This window comes from Mycobacterium sp. NGS66, assembly GCF_059812225.1.
On sequence record NZ_JCALCG010000008.1, the window covers coordinates 150,367 to 165,650 of the forward strand.

Annotated in this window: 13 protein-coding genes; 6 read left to right on the forward strand and 7 right to left on the reverse strand. The window is 67.4% G+C overall.

The window, feature by feature from the left end; genetic code table 11:
* Positions 1-21: 21 nt before the first annotated feature.
* The 3 genes from AC5Y2L_RS16490 to AC5Y2L_RS16500 are packed head-to-tail and all read right to left on the reverse strand — an operon-like array spanning position 22 to position 2,853.
* Positions 22-1,422, reverse strand: coding sequence for an RsmB/NOP family class I SAM-dependent RNA methyltransferase (locus tag AC5Y2L_RS16490; protein ID WP_499936691.1), 1,401 nt, complete (start codon positions 1,420-1,422; stop codon positions 22-24).
* Complete coding sequence (gene fmt / locus AC5Y2L_RS16495) at positions 1,419-2,357, reverse strand: methionyl-tRNA formyltransferase (RefSeq protein WP_499936689.1); 939 nt, start codon at positions 2,355-2,357, stop codon at positions 1,419-1,421. The genes AC5Y2L_RS16490 and fmt overlap by 4 nt, the downstream gene beginning before the upstream one ends.
* A gap of 13 nt (positions 2,358-2,370) precedes the next feature.
* The gene (locus AC5Y2L_RS16500) at positions 2,371-2,853 is read right to left on the reverse strand and encodes a MarR family winged helix-turn-helix transcriptional regulator (RefSeq protein ID WP_499936687.1); all 483 of its coding nucleotides are present in this window, start codon (positions 2,851-2,853) and stop codon (positions 2,371-2,373) included.
* A 178-nt stretch (positions 2,854-3,031) separates the two neighbouring features.
* Between AC5Y2L_RS16500 and AC5Y2L_RS16505 the strand changes: the two genes are divergently transcribed.
* Positions 3,032-3,847: a class I SAM-dependent methyltransferase gene (locus AC5Y2L_RS16505; protein ID WP_499936686.1), complete on the forward strand. Its 816-nt coding sequence runs from the start codon at positions 3,032-3,034 to the stop codon at positions 3,845-3,847.
* Positions 3,848-3,960: 113 nt separating this feature from the next.
* Here AC5Y2L_RS16505 and AC5Y2L_RS16510 read toward each other — a convergent pair whose 3' ends face one another.
* Both AC5Y2L_RS16510 and AC5Y2L_RS16515 read right to left on the reverse strand, forming a co-directional pair.
* Positions 3,961-5,919, reverse strand: coding sequence for a primosomal protein N' (locus AC5Y2L_RS16510; RefSeq protein WP_499936849.1), 1,959 nt, complete (start codon positions 5,917-5,919; stop codon positions 3,961-3,963).
* A gap of 134 nt (positions 5,920-6,053) precedes the next feature.
* A complete protein-coding gene (locus tag AC5Y2L_RS16515) occupies positions 6,054-6,827 on the reverse strand; it encodes a lysoplasmalogenase (protein ID WP_499936685.1) in 774 nt (257 codons plus the stop codon).
* On the opposite strand from AC5Y2L_RS16515, the gene lipI reads away from it, so the two are divergent.
* The 3 genes from lipI to AC5Y2L_RS16530 all read left to right on the forward strand — a co-directional run bounded on the left by lipI (position 6,826) and on the right by AC5Y2L_RS16530 (position 10,385).
* Complete coding sequence (gene lipI, locus AC5Y2L_RS16520; protein ID WP_499936683.1) at positions 6,826-7,791, forward strand: esterase LipI; 966 nt, start codon at positions 6,826-6,828, stop codon at positions 7,789-7,791. The genes AC5Y2L_RS16515 and lipI overlap by 2 nt on opposite strands.
* A 47-nt stretch (positions 7,792-7,838) precedes the next feature.
* A complete protein-coding gene (locus tag AC5Y2L_RS16525; RefSeq protein WP_499936682.1) occupies positions 7,839-8,816 on the forward strand; it encodes an alpha/beta hydrolase in 978 nt (325 codons plus the stop codon).
* 84 nt (positions 8,817-8,900) lie between these two features.
* On the forward strand, positions 8,901-10,385 hold the full coding sequence (locus tag AC5Y2L_RS16530; protein WP_499936681.1) for a flavin-containing monooxygenase: 1,485 nt from the start codon (positions 8,901-8,903) through the stop codon (positions 10,383-10,385).
* A 22-nt stretch (positions 10,386-10,407) separates the two neighbouring features.
* On the opposite strand, the gene AC5Y2L_RS16535 is transcribed toward AC5Y2L_RS16530, so the two are convergent.
* A complete protein-coding gene (locus tag AC5Y2L_RS16535; protein WP_499936680.1) occupies positions 10,408-12,027 on the reverse strand; it encodes a GMC oxidoreductase in 1,620 nt (539 codons plus the stop codon).
* Positions 12,028-12,203: 176 nt separating this feature from the next.
* On the opposite strand from AC5Y2L_RS16535, the gene AC5Y2L_RS16540 reads away from it, so the two are divergent.
* Positions 12,204-13,376 carry an alkane 1-monooxygenase gene (locus AC5Y2L_RS16540; RefSeq protein WP_499944168.1) on the forward strand — a complete coding sequence of 391 codons (1,173 nt, stop codon included), beginning with the start codon at positions 12,204-12,206 and terminating at the stop codon, positions 13,374-13,376.
* 36 nt (positions 13,377-13,412) lie between these two features.
* Positions 13,413-13,979: a pyridoxamine 5'-phosphate oxidase family protein gene (locus tag AC5Y2L_RS16545; protein WP_499936677.1), complete on the forward strand. Its 567-nt coding sequence runs from the start codon at positions 13,413-13,415 to the stop codon at positions 13,977-13,979.
* 44 nt (positions 13,980-14,023) lie between these two features.
* Here the strand turns inward: AC5Y2L_RS16545 and metK are convergent, their stop codons facing one another.
* Positions 14,024-15,235: a methionine adenosyltransferase gene (gene metK / locus AC5Y2L_RS16550; RefSeq protein WP_499936676.1), complete on the reverse strand. Its 1,212-nt coding sequence runs from the start codon at positions 15,233-15,235 to the stop codon at positions 14,024-14,026.
* Between the last annotated feature and the right edge of the window lie 49 nt (positions 15,236-15,284).

The following is a 15,284-nucleotide window of genomic DNA, read 5'->3' on the forward strand; positions in this document are numbered from 1 at the left end:
CGCCAGACTACTTACTTCCGGTTAGGGCCGGGCAGACCGGCGCAGCGCGGCGGCGAACATGGCGTCGGTGCTGTGCCGGTGCGGCCACAACTGGACGTGCGGGCCGTCCCCCAGGCCCTGGCTGACCGGCTCGAACAACGGCCGAGTGTCCAACGCGCACACCGGATGACGACGCAGCGCGTCGGCGACGACCCCGGTGGTTTCGGCCAGATGCGGAGAACAGGTCGCATACAGCACCACGCCGCCCGGGCGGGTCAGCGTGATCGCCGCCGCCAGCAGCTCACGTTGCAGCCTGGCCAATCCGGGGACATCGGCCGGCTGACGGCGCCAGCGGGCCTCGGGCCGTCGGCGCAACGCGCCCAACCCGGTGCACGGCACATCCACGAGCACGCGGTCGAATCCAGGCTCGAGATCGGTATGTCGCCCGTCCACCCGGAGCACGTCGACGGGAAGGCCACGGGTGTTCTGGGCCACCAGGTCGGCACGCCGCAAAGACGGCTCCACCGCGATCACCCGGGCCAGCGCGCCTAAGTCCTGGTTCACCAGCAGCGCCGCCAGCAGCGCGGTCTTGCCGCCCGGCCCAGCGCACAGGTCCAGCCAGCGTCCGGCGTCCCCGTCGACCGGCGCCAGCGTCAGCGCGCGGGCCACCAGCTGGCTGCCCTCGTCCTGCACCAGGGCCCTACCGTCGCGTACCGGCGCCAGCTGTGCCGGGTCGCCGCCTGACAGGTAGACGGCATACGGCGAATAACGCCCGACGGCGGCGTGCGTCTGTGGGCCGAGTTCGGCGGCCAGTTCGGCGGCGGTCAGCACACCCGGGCGGGCCGCCAGATGCACCTGGGGCCGCTCGTCGTCGCTGGCCAGTAACGCGTCCAGTTCTCCGGCCGCCGCCCCCAGTGCGTCGGCGAAGGCCTGGGCGATCCAGCGCGGGTGCGCATGCACGAAGGCCGCGTGACCGATCGGATCCCGCGACCGCTCCGGCGCCAGCTCGTCTACCCAGGACCGTTCGTCGCGCTCGGCAATCGTGCGCAATACGGCGTTGACGAAACCCGCTCGCGCCGAATCGAATTCGATCCCAGCCTGTTCCACGGTGGTGGACACCGCCGCGTGCGCGCCCACCCGCGTGCGCAGCAGCTGGTAAGTGCCGAGCCGCAGCAGGTCGAGCAGCACCGGATCGATCGCCTGGGTCGGACGTCCGGCCGCCGCACTGATGACCGCGTCGAGCAGACCCAGGGTGCGGCAAGTGCCGTACGTCAGCTCGGTGGCGAACGCCGCATCACGTCCGCTGATTCCACGTTGACGCAGCAGCGCCGGCAGAGCCAGGTTCGCATACGCGCTGCGGTCGCTGACCGCCCGCAGCACATCGAACGCAGCGCGACGTGCCGGGTCCAGCGGCCGGCGGCGCGGCTGGCGCTTAGCGGTCACGACGCCCGCGCGGTGGGATCGAGCCGGGCGCCGCGAGCCCAGTCGACGGCGTCCATGACCTTCTTTCCGGGTGGCTGAATCTGGCCCAGCCGCACCGGATCGGTGCCGGTACCGATCCAGACGCCTTTGCGGCCCACCTGAATTGCCCCGGGCGCCAAGGCTTCTGGGGCCGCGGAGCCGGTGTCGAGGTGTACCGGCCCCAACTTCACCCGAAGATCGCCGATGAGCGTCCATGCACCGGGATTCGGTGTGACAGCGCGGATTCGGCGTTCGACGACGGGCGCGGGCAGATCCCAGCGCACCCGCGCCTGCTCGACAGTGATCTTCGGGGCCAGGCTGACTCCATCGGCGGGTTGCGGTCGCGGCGTCAGCGTCCCCTCGGCGATGCCGTCCAGCGTCGTATCCAGCAGGACGGCACCCGAAATCGCCAGCCGCTCAAGCAGATCCCCGGCGGTGTCGGTAGGCCGGATCGTCTCGGTGACCACACCATAAACCGGTCCGGAGTCCAGACTCCGCTCGATCCGAAACGTCGTTGCCCCGGTGATCGTGTCGCCAGCCGCGATCGCGGCCTGCACCGGTGCCGCGCCGCGCCAGGCCGGCAGCAGCGAAAAGTGCAGGTTGACCCAGCCCTGTGGGGGGACCGCCAGCAGGGCGTCGCCGAGCAGCGCGCCATAGGCCACCACCGCGCAACACTCCGGCGTCAGCTCCGAGAGCTCCGCGACGAACTCCGGGGAGTTCGGCCGCGACGGCCGCAGCACCGGAATACCGCGGTCGAGCGCCTCGCGGGCCACCGCGGAGGGCTGCGGTTTCCCGCGTCGGCCCGACGCGGCGTCCGGTCGAGTCAGCACCGCCACCACCTCGTGGCGTGGCGAGTCGACGAGGCGACGCAGCGCGGGCAGGGCGGTGTGGGGAGTGCCGGCGAAGACGAGACGCATCAGGCCGGAAGTTCTACATTTCGTCGTCGAGGTAGGCAGCCGGCTCACCGCCGGCCGTGGTAAACGCGTTGAGCGCGCGCACCAGCCCGTGCCGATCCTGCGCCGGCATCTGCTCCACAATGCGGGCAATCTCGGCGCGCCGGTGCGCGGTGACCTGTCGCACGATCTTGCGTCCATGTGGCGTGAGCGCCGCCAGCAGCTCACGTCGGGAGGTCGGGTGCGGCATTCGGTCGATGAGGCCGGCGCTGACCAGCCGATCCACCATGCGCCCGGTAGCCGAGGGCTTGACGCCCAACAGCCCGGCCAGCGTCGCAAGGTTTATCGGGCCCTGATTGGACAGGATCACCAAGGTCCGAAACTGCGGGATGGTAATGCTCTCGTCCACCAACGCGATCGAACGGGCAGAGATGGCCACTAATAACCGCGACGCGGTCAGCAACGAATCGGTGATCGCGTCCAGGGAGTCGTCGACTGGTAACGCGTTTTCCGCCGGCATCCTGGGTCCCCTTTTCCCGAGGCGTCAAATGTGCCTAGCGCCGTCAAGCTATGGCCCGTGAGTCTAGCAAAGCCCTAATGTAGTAGCTGTAAATTATTTCGTATGTATACTATTGCTGGCGCTGTCGACGACGCCGTCCACCGCCAGCTTCCCCCGTCGCCGCACCCTAGGAGTTCGGATGATCATCGATACGCCCACACAAGAGCTTGCCGACACGCACCGTGCGGTGTGGGCATCGGGCGACTACGCCCTGATGGCCGAGGAGGTGATGGCCCCGCTCGGCCCAATCCTGTTGGCGGCGACGGACATTGGGCCCGGCAAGCGCGTGCTCGACGTCGCTGCGGGATCGGGCAACATCTCCCTTCCAGCGGCCCGGGCGGGCGCCCAGGTGGTTTCCACCGACCTGACACCGGAGTTGCTGGACCGGTCCCGGGTCAGGGCCGCGGAGCTGAACCTGATGCTGGACTGGCAACAGGCCAACGCGCACGCCCTACCGTTCGACGACGGCGAATTCGACACCGTGGTCTCGGCGATCGGGGTGATGTTCGCTCCGGATCAGCAGCGGGCGGCTGACGAGTTGGTGCGGGTTTGCCGCCGCGGCGGCACGATCGGCGTAATCAGTTGGACGCCAATGGGATTCTTCGGCCGGATGCTGGCAACCATCCGGCCGTATCGGCCCACGCTTTCGGCGGCCGTCCCGCCGGCGGCACTGTGGGGTCGCGAGGACTATGTCCTCGGGCTGCTGGGAGATCGCGTCACCGATGTCAGGGTGAAGCGAAATATGTTGACCGTCAACCGGTTTGACAGCGCCGAGGAGGTCCACTCTTACTTCAGGAACCACTACGGGCCGACGATCGAAGCCTTCACGAACATCGGCGACAATGCGGTGCTGGCGGCCGCGCTCGACGCACAGCTCGTCGAGCTGGCGCACGAGTTCCTGGTGGACGGCGTCATGGGATGGGAATATCTGCTGCTGACCGCGAAGAGACGATGAGCCGGCCCTGCCGTCGAGATCGACGCTGGCGCGAAGAAGTTCGAAAGACCCGCGCGCCTGCGTCGATCTCGCCGTCCGAGATTGGCGCCTACCGTCCGCCGGCTGAGCACCCGTCAACCGATATGTAATGGGTCCATCTGAACCCGGACCGGCTCGTGGGTTTGCCTGGTGCTGAGCACACTTACGCCGCGGCGCAGTGCCGCTGCCAGCTCCAGGCCGCGCTCCCGGCGGACCCGGATCAAGATCCTGGTGACCGTGGCGCCGGCGGGAGTGCCGGCCGGACGGCGTGATCCCGGCGGCAGGTCCACCGGGCCGAGAAGGTCGGCTTGCAGCCGGTCCAGGTCCGGGGATCGGACGACATCCAGCAGGGCCGCAACGGTTTCCGCCGAGCCGTCCACGGCGGCCAGATGCACGCTCGGCGGCAGGCCGACCTCGGTCCGCGCGGCAAGCTCGGCATCCGCGTGACCCACCGGATCCCAGCGAATGAGCGATTGCACCGTCGGGATGGTCGCGTCGGCAATCACCGTCACCACGCCGCCGTCCCCGCGGGGGCGCACCAACGCCGCCGCTGTCATCCACCGCCACAGCGCGTCCTCGGCGGCCCGCAGGTCCTGCCTGCCCAGCAGCGCCCAGGTGTCCAGCAACAACGCCGCCCCATACCCACCCGATGCGCGTGGCTCTGCCCCGGGGGTGGCGACGACGACGGCCGGGCGGGCGGGAACGACCGGCACTATCGCCTCGCCACTGGAGGTCACGACGGGCGTGCCCGGGAATGCGCGGCCGAGCTCTTCGGCGGTGCGCCGCGCGCCGACGACGACAGCGCGCACCGAATCCGATCCGCAGCGTGCACATTTCAGCGTCGGCTCAACCCGCCCGCACCAGCGGCACGCTGTGGCCGGTGCACCACGATCCGGCAGCGACAGCGGGCCGGTGCAATGCCGGCAACGCGCAATCGTGCGACACCGCCCGCAGGCCAGCGACGGCACATACCCGCGCCGCGGCACCTGCACCAGAACCGGCGCGGCCGCGTCCAGCGCCGAACGAGCGGCGCGCAACGCGATGGACGGAATTCGCGCGGTGCGGGCCGCGGGGTCCCGCTCATCGGCGTATCCACGATCGTCCAGCGCGACCACCCGCGGTGTGCGAAGCCGTACCACGGGCCGGGCCGCGACGATGTCGTGCGCCCAGCCGCTGCGCACCAGCGCATGGGCTTCGGCGGTCCGCGCGTAGCCGCCGATCAGCGCCGCGCACCGGGCCTGATGCGCGCGCAGCATCGCCACCTCCCGGGCATGCGGATACGGCGCCCTCGGCTCGGCCAGCGTGTCGTCGGCGTCGGCCCAGACCATCACCAGACCCAGGTCGCTCAGTGGAGCGAACACGGCACTTCGGGTACCGATGACCAGCCGGGCGCTGCCCCGCAACGCCGCCAGCCACCGCCGGTAGCGTGCCGCTGGCCCCAGGCCCGCCGACAGCGCCACGACGATGTGCTCGTCGATCCGAGCCGTCGCGGCCTGCCATAGTGCGTCCAGATCCCGCTGGTCGGGCACGACCGCCAGCACCGAACGTCCGGCCCGCACGGTTTGGGCGGCGGCCTCGGCGAAGCGGTCGGCCCAGGACTCGCCCGGTAACGCCTGCCAGACGGCGCGCGCGGCCCGGGACTCGGCCAACGCCGCCAGAAACTGCCCGCCACGCCCGTAGACCTCCCACCCACCCGGGTCGACGGGAGCGACCTCCGGACGCACAGTGATGGCGATCGGTTCGCGCTCCACCCGGGCGTGACGGGCCGGCACCGCCAGGCGCAACACATCCGGCCGGGTGCCCGCGTAGCGCGCCGCGACCGCGTCGACCAACCGGCGGATCTCCGCGGTGAGCACGGGTTCGGGCGAGATGACCCGATCGAGCCAGCCCAGCCTGCCGGTGTGGTCGGTGTCGTTGCGCCGCTCCAGCAGGAATCCGTCGACCAGCCGGCCGTGAAACCGGACCCGCACCCGCACCCCAGGCTGGGCGTCGTCGGACTGCTCGGCCGAGACCAGGTAGTCGAATTCGCGGTCCAGGTGTGGCACCGACAACATCGGGAGCACCCGCGCGATCGGCTCCACCTCTGGCGGGGTGCGGGCTGTGCCGGCGCGCGTCACCGCTTACCGGCCGGCGCAGCGAGGTTCGCGATTTGACCGCATGAATCGTTATTACCGGCGCCTACCGACAGTCAGTCATCGGCGGTGACGGTGTCGTCGGGAGCGTCAGCGCCGCCGGATCCATCGTCGGATTTCTCTGACGGCTCACGGCCAAAGAAGAACCCCGCCGTGATCAGGATCAGCGCCGCCGCATACGACCACCAAATCGGTACCGCCAGCACCTCGTTGCCCAGGATGAACCGACCGATCGCGATCATGGTGTCCGAGACCGCGAAACAGACCGCCCCGACCGCGGTCCAGATCGTCGGCAGCTTCGCCAGCAAGGCCGTGCACACCATTGCACACAGCACGACGATGTAGACCGTCACCGGAACGGTCAGCCTTTCCGCGCCCAGGTGGGGCCAGAACCAGCTCAACAGTGCCGCGCACAGCACCACCATCAGCCCTACGGCCGTCAGGCGCGCGCGCGAGGGACCCGACCGCCACGCCAGCGGGAGCAACGCGCCCAGGAAACACAAGTGCGCCAACAGGAATGCGCTCAGCCCGAAGACAAACGACTGCGCCAGCCAGGGAACCGCGAGCAACCAGTCGCCGATCGCCGAAAGCAGCAGCGCCGGCATCAGCCACCGTCGCTCGCGAACGACGGGGTGCGCGACGGCAGCCAGCGCCAGCAACGCCGCCATCGAAGCTTTGAACGGTGGCTGCAGGACCCAGCGCCCGGTCAGGTCGGCGCCCGGGGGCGAGCTCAACGCGATCACGGTCAGATACACGCCGTAGGCGATGCCGGCCCATCCGGCGACCACCCACCCGCCGGTCACCAGGCGCTGTGCGTACGGTTCGTCCATGCCCAACTTGGACGAGACTGCCGACGAGAAACCCGCTATCGACCCCATCCTGTTGAAGGTACTGGATAAGGTTCCGTTCCGGCTATCGGCCGAAGACGGGCTCGACGCTGCCCGGCAACGGTTCCGCGACCTCAAGCGCCGTGCGGTGCATCCCGAGCTGCGGGTCGAAGACCGCACCATCGAGGGACCGGCAGGATCGATCGACCTCCGAATCTATTGGCCGCCAAGTGATTCCACGACCGATCCCCCGACGCCAGTGGTGATGTTCTTCCACGGCGGCGGCTTTGTCCTGGGCGATCTGGATACCCACGACGGAACATGCCGTCAACATGCGGTCGGCGCCGGGGCGGTCGTGGTGTCGGTCGACTACCGGCTGGCGCCCGAGCACCCCTACCCCGCCGCGGTCGAAGACGCTTGGGCCGCAACGGTATGGGTCGCCGAGCACGGCCCGGACCTGGGCTCCGACACCGACCGGCTGGCCCTCGCCGGGGATTCGGCCGGCGGCACTATCGCCGCCGTGGTGGCGCAGCGGGCCCGCGACAGCGGAGGTCCGCCGGTCCTGTTTCAGCTACTGTGGTATCCCTCCACGCTGTGGGACGTTTCGCTACCGTCCTTTACCGAGAACGCCACCGCACCCATCCTGGACACCGCCGCAATCAACGCGTTCTCCCGTTGGTACGCAGGCGAAGTCGATTTGTCCGACCCGCCGGCCGGGCTGGCGCCGGGCCGGGCGAAGGACCTGTCCGGGCTGCCGCGCGCCTACATCGGCGTGGCCGGCCACGACCCGCTGCGCGACGACGGCATCCGGTACGGCGAGCTGCTGTCCGCCGCCGGCGTTCCCGTCGAGGTGCACAACGCCCAGACCATGGTGCACGGCTACCTCGGCTACGCCGGTGTGGTGCCGGCCGCGACGGCCGCGATGGAACGCGGGCTGGCCGCGTTGCGGGCTGCGCTGCACCCGTGACGCAGGAGCGCCGCAGGCGCGAATCACCTATTGCGTACGGTAGGCGGATGACCGACCAGACCACTGCCCGGCCACCCATCGATCCGGTATTCAAGGCGCTGCTTGACACGGTTCCGCTGACGTTCAACGCCGCCGAAGGCGTCGAGGTCGCACGGGCCCGGATGAAGCAGCTGCAAGCGCCCCCGGAAATGCTCCCCCAGCTGCGCATCGAGAATCGAACCGTCGACTACGGCGAGCTCACCGACATACCGGTCCGCATCTACTGGCCGCCTACGGCAACGTCCGATGCTGCCGCTCAGGGCGTCCCCGTCGTCGTGCTCTACCACGGCGGCGGCTGGTCTATCGGCGACCTGGACACCCACGACCCGGTCGCCCGCGCGCATTCGGTCGGCGCGGACGCGATCGTGGTGTCCGTCGACTACCGGCTGGCGCCCGAGCACCCGTTCCCCGCCGGGATCGACGACAGCTGGGCGGCGCTGCGCTGGGTCGGTGAGCACGCCGGCGAGCTGGGCGGCGACCCGAACCGGATCGCGGTCGTCGGCGATTCCGCGGGTGGCAACATCGCGGCGGTCATGGCGCAACTGGCCCGCGATAATGACGGGCCGCCATTGGTTTTCCAGCTGCTGTGGTACCCGTCCACCACGGCCGACTTGTCGTTGCCGTCATTCACCGAGAACGCCGACGCACCGATCCTGGACCGCGACGTCATCGACGCCTTCATGCAGTGGTACATCCCCGGCGTCGATATCACCGACCACGCGACGCTGCCCGCCACCCTGGCCCCGGCCAACGCCGCTGACCTGTCCGGCCTGCCTCCCGCCTTCATCGGCACCGCCGAGCACGACCCGCTGCGCGACGACGGCGCGCACTATGCCGAGTTGCTCAGCGCGGCCGGCGTGCCCGTGGAGTTGTGCAACGAGCCGAGCCTGGTGCACGGCTACGTCAGCTTCGCTTTGGTGGTTCCCGCGGCGGCAGCGGCAACCGACCGTGGCGTCGCGGCATTGAAGAAGGCGCTGCACAGTTAGCTTTCGCACCAGCCCGCTGAACCCGGGGCTACGCTGGCACTACGCTCGAATATGGCCTGCACGTCGCTTGAAGGAGCCGTCTGAATGACCGCGCAGCCCGATCACCACGTGCTGATTGTTGGTGCCGGATTCTCCGGTATCGGCGCCGCGATCCAGCTCGACCGGGCAGGGTTTCACGACTTCTTGATCCTCGAGGCCGGCGACGGAGTCGGCGGCACCTGGTACTGGAACACCTATCCCGGTATCGCCGTTGACATTCCGTCGTTCTCCTACCAGTTCTCGTTCGAACAGAGCCCGGACTGGACGCGGACCTACGCGCCCGGCGGGGAGCTCAAGGCGTACGCCGAACACTGCGTCGAAAAGTACGGGCTGCGCTCCCGAATCCGTTTTGGCACAAAGGTCCTCAGCGCAGAGTTCGACGACGAGCACGCGTTATGGCGGCTGGAAACCGATCCGGGCGGTGAGATCACGGCACGGTTCGTGATCAGCGCCAGCGGCGTGCTCACCGTGCCGAATCTGCCCGATATCGACGGAGTGGACTCCTTCGACGGCATCACCATGCACACGGCACGCTGGGACCACAGCCAGGATCTGACCGGCAAGCGGGTGGCGATCATCGGCACCGGCGCTTCGGCCGTGCAGGTCATCCCGGAGATTGCGCCAATTGTCTCGCACCTCACCGTTTTTCAGCGCACGCCAATCTGGTGCTTCCCGAAGTTCGACGTCCCACTGCCGACCGCGGCACGCTGGGCGATGCGGGTTCCCGGCGGCAAATTCGTGCAACGGCTGCTCAGCCAGGCTTTCGTCGAATTGACTTTTCCGATCTCGGCGCAGTACTTCACGGTGTTCCCGTTGGCGAAGAGGATGGCCGACGCCGGCCGCCGCTACTTGCGTCAGCAGGTCAAGGATCCGGTGGTACGCGAGCAACTCACCCCGAAGTACGCCGTCGGCTGTAAACGGCCCGGCTTCCACAACGGCTACTTGGCAACGTTCAACCGCGACAACGTCCGTCTGGTTACTCAGCCGATCGACAAGATCACGCCCGGCGCGGTGGTGACCACGGACGGCGAAGACCACGAGGTCGATGTGCTGATACTGGCCACCGGCTTCAAGGTGATGGACACCGACAACGTCCCGACGTATGCCGTCCGGGGCAGCGGTGGCCGGTCCTTGAGCCGGTTTTGGGATGAACACCGGCTGCAGGCCTACGAAGGCGTCAGCGTTCCCGGATTCCCTAATATGTTCACCGTTTTCGGTCCGTACGGCTACGTCGGGTCGTCGTACTTCGCGCTCATCGAAACACAGACGCATCACATCGTGCGCTGCCTGAAACGGGCTCGGCGCAGCGGCGCCACCCGGGTCGAGGTGACCGAGGAGGCCAACGCCCGGTACTTCGCCGAGATGATGCGCAAACGCCACCGGCAGATTTTCTGGCAGGACAGCTGCCGACTGGCCAACAGCTACTACTTCGACAAGAACGGCGACGTCCCGCTGCGGCCGGCCACGACGGTGGAAGCCTACTGGCGCAGTCGGCGCTTCGATCTGGACGACTACCGGTTCACCGGGTAGTGAGCTGATCAGCGCGGAAAAGTCACCTGCGCCCTTGCAGGATCCCCTCGATATTTCGTTCGGCCAGCGCGGTGATCGTCATGAACGGGTTGCAGCCGAGGTAGCCGGGAAGCAACGACGCGTCGTTGACATAGAGGTTGTCATATCCTTTCACCCGGCCGTAGCCATCCGTGGCTTTGCCGCGCACAACCCCACCCAACGGGTGAACGGTATTGGGCGCGAACACGTTTCCTTCGAACAGATCGTCGCGATAGTCCACCCGGTTGGCGTGTGTCACTTTGTCGAAAACCAGCTTCGCCTTCGCGCGCAGGTGATCGGTATGGCTCTGCGGCCAATTGATGGTGATCGAATCTTTCGCGCGGTCGTAGCTGATGTCGGCGCGGTCGCCGGTTCTGACCATCACGTAATAGCCCAACGCAAACGTCTCGACCGGAAGTGGAAGCGAGAACATGCTGGCGTATACCGGATTCACCGGATCGTCTCGCCCGTCCAGGTTGATCATTCCCATCAGGGACTGCTGAGTGCCGGCGGGATCGCCGGGTTGCAACATGTGCGAAACCATGATGTCGCCGTTGTTTCCGTAGCCACGGCCGATCTCGTGGCTCAAGTGCGGCAGCGACCCCGTCTCGCGTGCCCGCAGCAGCAACTCGGTGGTGCCGAGTACTCCGGCACTGAGATATAGCTGGTCACAAGCGAGTTCGGCGCGCGCCAGCTCTTTGCCGAATCGGTCGATCTCGCGCGTCGACAGGACGTACTGGCCGGAGCGCTCGCGCCGGATCGCGGTCACCTTGGTAAGTGGCTTCAGGGAGACCCGGCCGGTGGCCAGCGCAGCGGCGAGATAGGTCTGATCGATGCTGCCGAACCTGCCGTAGTTGTTGCCGTACTGCTGCTCGAAGTCCAGGGCCGAGCGTGGAACCACGCCAGCCTCTTCCCTTTTCATGTAATCGAACGAGTAAGCGCTGCCGTTGTAGTCGACGCGGTAGCCGGCTGCCTCCGCGTACCGGCGCCCCACTCGCGCGTATTGGAACCATGGTGTGCGCTCGAACCAGTCCATGTCGCGATAGCTGATCCGCAGCGTCGCCTTCGCGCGTTCGATGTACGTGCCCAGAAAAACGTTCGGGTCGATGTCCGGGAAGGCCGCTCGGAGCTGGGCCGGGGTCGGGATGGCGGCGATCGCCGCGTTGACCATCGACCCGCCGCCCACGGCCGTTCCGCGGAACACCGTATGAGCGCCGTGGACAACCTTTTCGCAGATCCCGGCCTGGACCGGCTGCGGCGACGGAGTGTGCCTGGCCACCTCCGCCATCGATACACCACGGAATGACGACACCAAGCTGGGCGGCACGGAGGTGAACCAGCCGGCGCGGTTGTCCGCGGGCAACATTCGCGAAAAGCGCTTGCCGTCCGTGTCGGCGGTGTCCCACCGACGTCCCATCTCCAGAATCAGGGTGTCGATGCCGGCTTGACCGAGCCGAAGCGCCGTAACCCCGCCGCCGTAGCCGCTGCCCACCACGATGGCCCGGTAGTGCGGCCGTTGGGCGCTTGCCTCCGCGGTTCGTCTGGCTTCGATGGCTCCGGCCCCGAAGGCGCCCGCAGCAGCTCCGGCGGCGACACCCAGAAAACGTCTGCGCGACAGCTGCATTCAGCGCCTCCACCACCGCAACCAGGGCCAAGGCCAAGGCGTAGCGCCTCACATGGCCTCAGGCCTAACTGTGATTCATATAACTACGCGATAACCATACCATTAGTATGTGATAACTGCTACTTTGAACAAGCATGACAGTGCCTACGCATTTATCTAGACCTCTAGAATGTAATTTGGCGCAAGTAGTATTACTCGACACTGGCGCCACCGAGCCGCGGCCTTCGGCCGTGACCTGGCGGCATCCCAAGCGATATCTGTGGCTGATCGCCGCGGCCATACCGGCGCTGGTCTACGGGTCGTGGCTCGCCGCATGGGCCACCGGCCTCGGCGTGTTCTGGTGGAGCAGCCCCATCCTGGCGTTCGGGGTCATGCCGATCCTCGATCACCTGGTACGCCGCCACACGAACGATCCGCCGGACAGCATCGTCGACTGGCTGGAGAGCGACCCCTTCTATCGCTGGGTCACCTACCTCTACGTGCCCAATCAGTACCTGTCACTGGTCTTCGCCTGCTGGCTGTGGGCCGGCGGCGGCTGGCTGACGATGTCAGTGGTCGACAAGCTCGGACTGATGGTGACGGTTGGGCTGATGGGTGGGCTGGCCATCAACGCGGCACACGAGCTGGGACACACGCGCGAACGACACGAGAAACGCTTGAGCAAGATAGCGCTGGCGCAGACCTGCTACGGGCATTTTTTCGTCGAGCACAATCGTGGACACCATGTCCGGGTGGCTACCGCTGAGGACCCCGCGAGCGCAAGGTTCGGCGAAACGCTGTACGCATTTCTACCCCGGTCGGTCATCGGCGGCCTGCGCTCGGCCTGGCGGCTGGAGGCCGCCCGGTTAGCGGGCCTCGGAAAATCCCGCTGGTCCATGCGCAACGACGTGCTCAATGCCTGGCTTATGACCTTTGGGCTGTTTACCGTACTCGCGGTATGGTTTCGCCCCGTCGTGCTCCCCTGGCTTGCCGGGCAGGCGATCATGGGATTTTGCCTGTTGGAGACCGTCAACTACCTCGAGCACTACGGCCTGCGACGGCAGAAGCTGCCCAGCGGACGCTACGAAAGAGTGCGCGCCGAGCACAGCTGGAACAGCAGCACCGTGATCGCCAACATTCTGCTCTTCCACCTGCAGCGGCATTCCGATCACCACGCCAATCCACTGCGCAACTACCAGGTGCTGCGTCATGTCGGTGAGGCGCCGCAGCTTCCCAGCGGGTACAGCGCCATGCTGCTGCTGGCGCTGTTCCCACCCCTGTGGCGCCGGGTGATGGATCCGCGCGTGCTCGACTTCTACGGCGGCGACATCAGCCTGGTCGCGCTGAAACCGGGGGCACAGCCAGGTTAGGCTGATGGCGATTCCATACCTGGCAAGGAGACCTCGGTGGCGAAAGAGTTTTCGCGTATCGACGAGGCGCTCCGCGAGTTCATGCAAAGCCAGGCCATGTTCTTCGTCGCCACCGCCCCGTCGCAGGGCGGGCGAGTCAACTTGTCGCCCAAGGGTTATCGCGACACCTTTGCGGTGCTCGACGACCACACGGTGGCGTACCTCGACCTGTTCGGCAGCGGCATAGAGACGATCGCGCATCTGCGTGACAACGGCCGGATCACCATCATGTTCTGTTCGTTCACCCGCAACTCACGCATTTTGCGGCTGTTCGGCACCGGACGGGTAGTCCGGCCGGATGACGACGAATTCGACTCGCTGCGAACGTATTTCAAGAACATGCATACGGGCCTGCGGGCCGCCGTCGTCGTCGATGTGGACCGGATTGCCGACGCCTGCGGTTACGCGGTACCTTACTACGAGCTCGTCGACGAGCGACCGGTGCTCGACGCGCACCACGCGAGGGCGACCGAAGAAGCCTATGTTCGGCTGCGCCACCGCAACCAGCACAGCATCGACGGCCTGCCGGCGCTGGACCCCGACCACCCGCTGCCGCCCCGCTGAGGCGCCCGGCGTGCGGCTGGCCGCACACTCGAGTCGGAAAAGATCTAGATGGCGCGCTTGAGGTCGTCGACCTTGTTGAGCTGCTCCCAGGGCAGTTCGATGTCGGTGCGGCCGAAATGCCCATAGGCGGCGGTCTGCGCGTAGATCGGCCGTAACAGGTCCAGGTCGCGGATGATCGCCCCCGGGCGCAGATCGAAGACCTCGGGGATCACCTTCTCGATCTTGATCGGGTCGACCGCCTCGGTGCCGAACGTCTCGACGAACAGGCCGACGGGGGCGGCCTTGCCGATGGCGTAGGCCACCTGCACCTCGACCCGCTCGGCCAGCCCCGCCGCGACGATGTTCTTGGCCACCCAGCGCATCGCGTACGCCGCTGACCGGTCCACCTTGGACGGATCCTTGCCGGAGAAGGCGCCGCCGCCGTGACGGGCCCAGCCGCCGTAGGTGTCGACGATGATCTTGCGGCCGGTGAGTCCCGCGTCGCCCATCGGCCCGCCGAGCACGAATTTGCCGGTCGGGTTCACCAGTATCCGTACCGACGACGCGTCCAGCGTGTCGTGAGACAGATCGTCGAGCACGGTGTTGAGCACCTTCTCCCGGATGTCAGGAGTCAGCGTGCCTTCCAGATCGACGTCGGCGGCATGCTGGGTCGAGACCACGACGGTGTCCAACCGCACCGGGACGTTGTCTTCGTAGGCGATGGTCACCTGCGTCTTGCCGTCCGGACGCAGGTACGGCAACACGCCGTTCTTGCGGACCTCGGTCAACCGCCGCGACAGCCGGTGCGCCAGCGCGATGGGAAGCGGCATCAACTCCGGCGTGTCGTTGATCGCGTAGCCGAACATCAGCCCCTGGTCGCCGGCGCCCTGCGTGTCCAGCGGGTCCGCCGCGCCCTCGACGCGCGCCTCGTGGGCGGTGTCCACACCCTGGGCAATGTCGGGCGACTGAGCGCCGATGCCGATGTTGACCCCGCAGGATGCTCCGTCGAAGCCCTTGTCTGACGAGTCGTAGCCGATCTCGAGAATGCGCTCGCGGACCGTGTTGGTGATGTCGGCGAACGCCCGCTTGGCCGTCGTCGTCACCTCGCCGACCACGTGCACCTGCCCGGTGGTCACCAGCGTCTCGACCGCCACCCGTGAGCGGGGGTCCTCCGCCAAAAGCGCGTCGAGGACGGAGTCGCTGATCGCGTCACAGATCTTGTCGGGATGGCCCTCGGTCACCGACTCACTGGTAAACAGCCGACCCTTCTCGCTCACCCTGTCATCCTTCCGTCTTTCGTAAACTTAGTTAGGCAAATTATCTTAA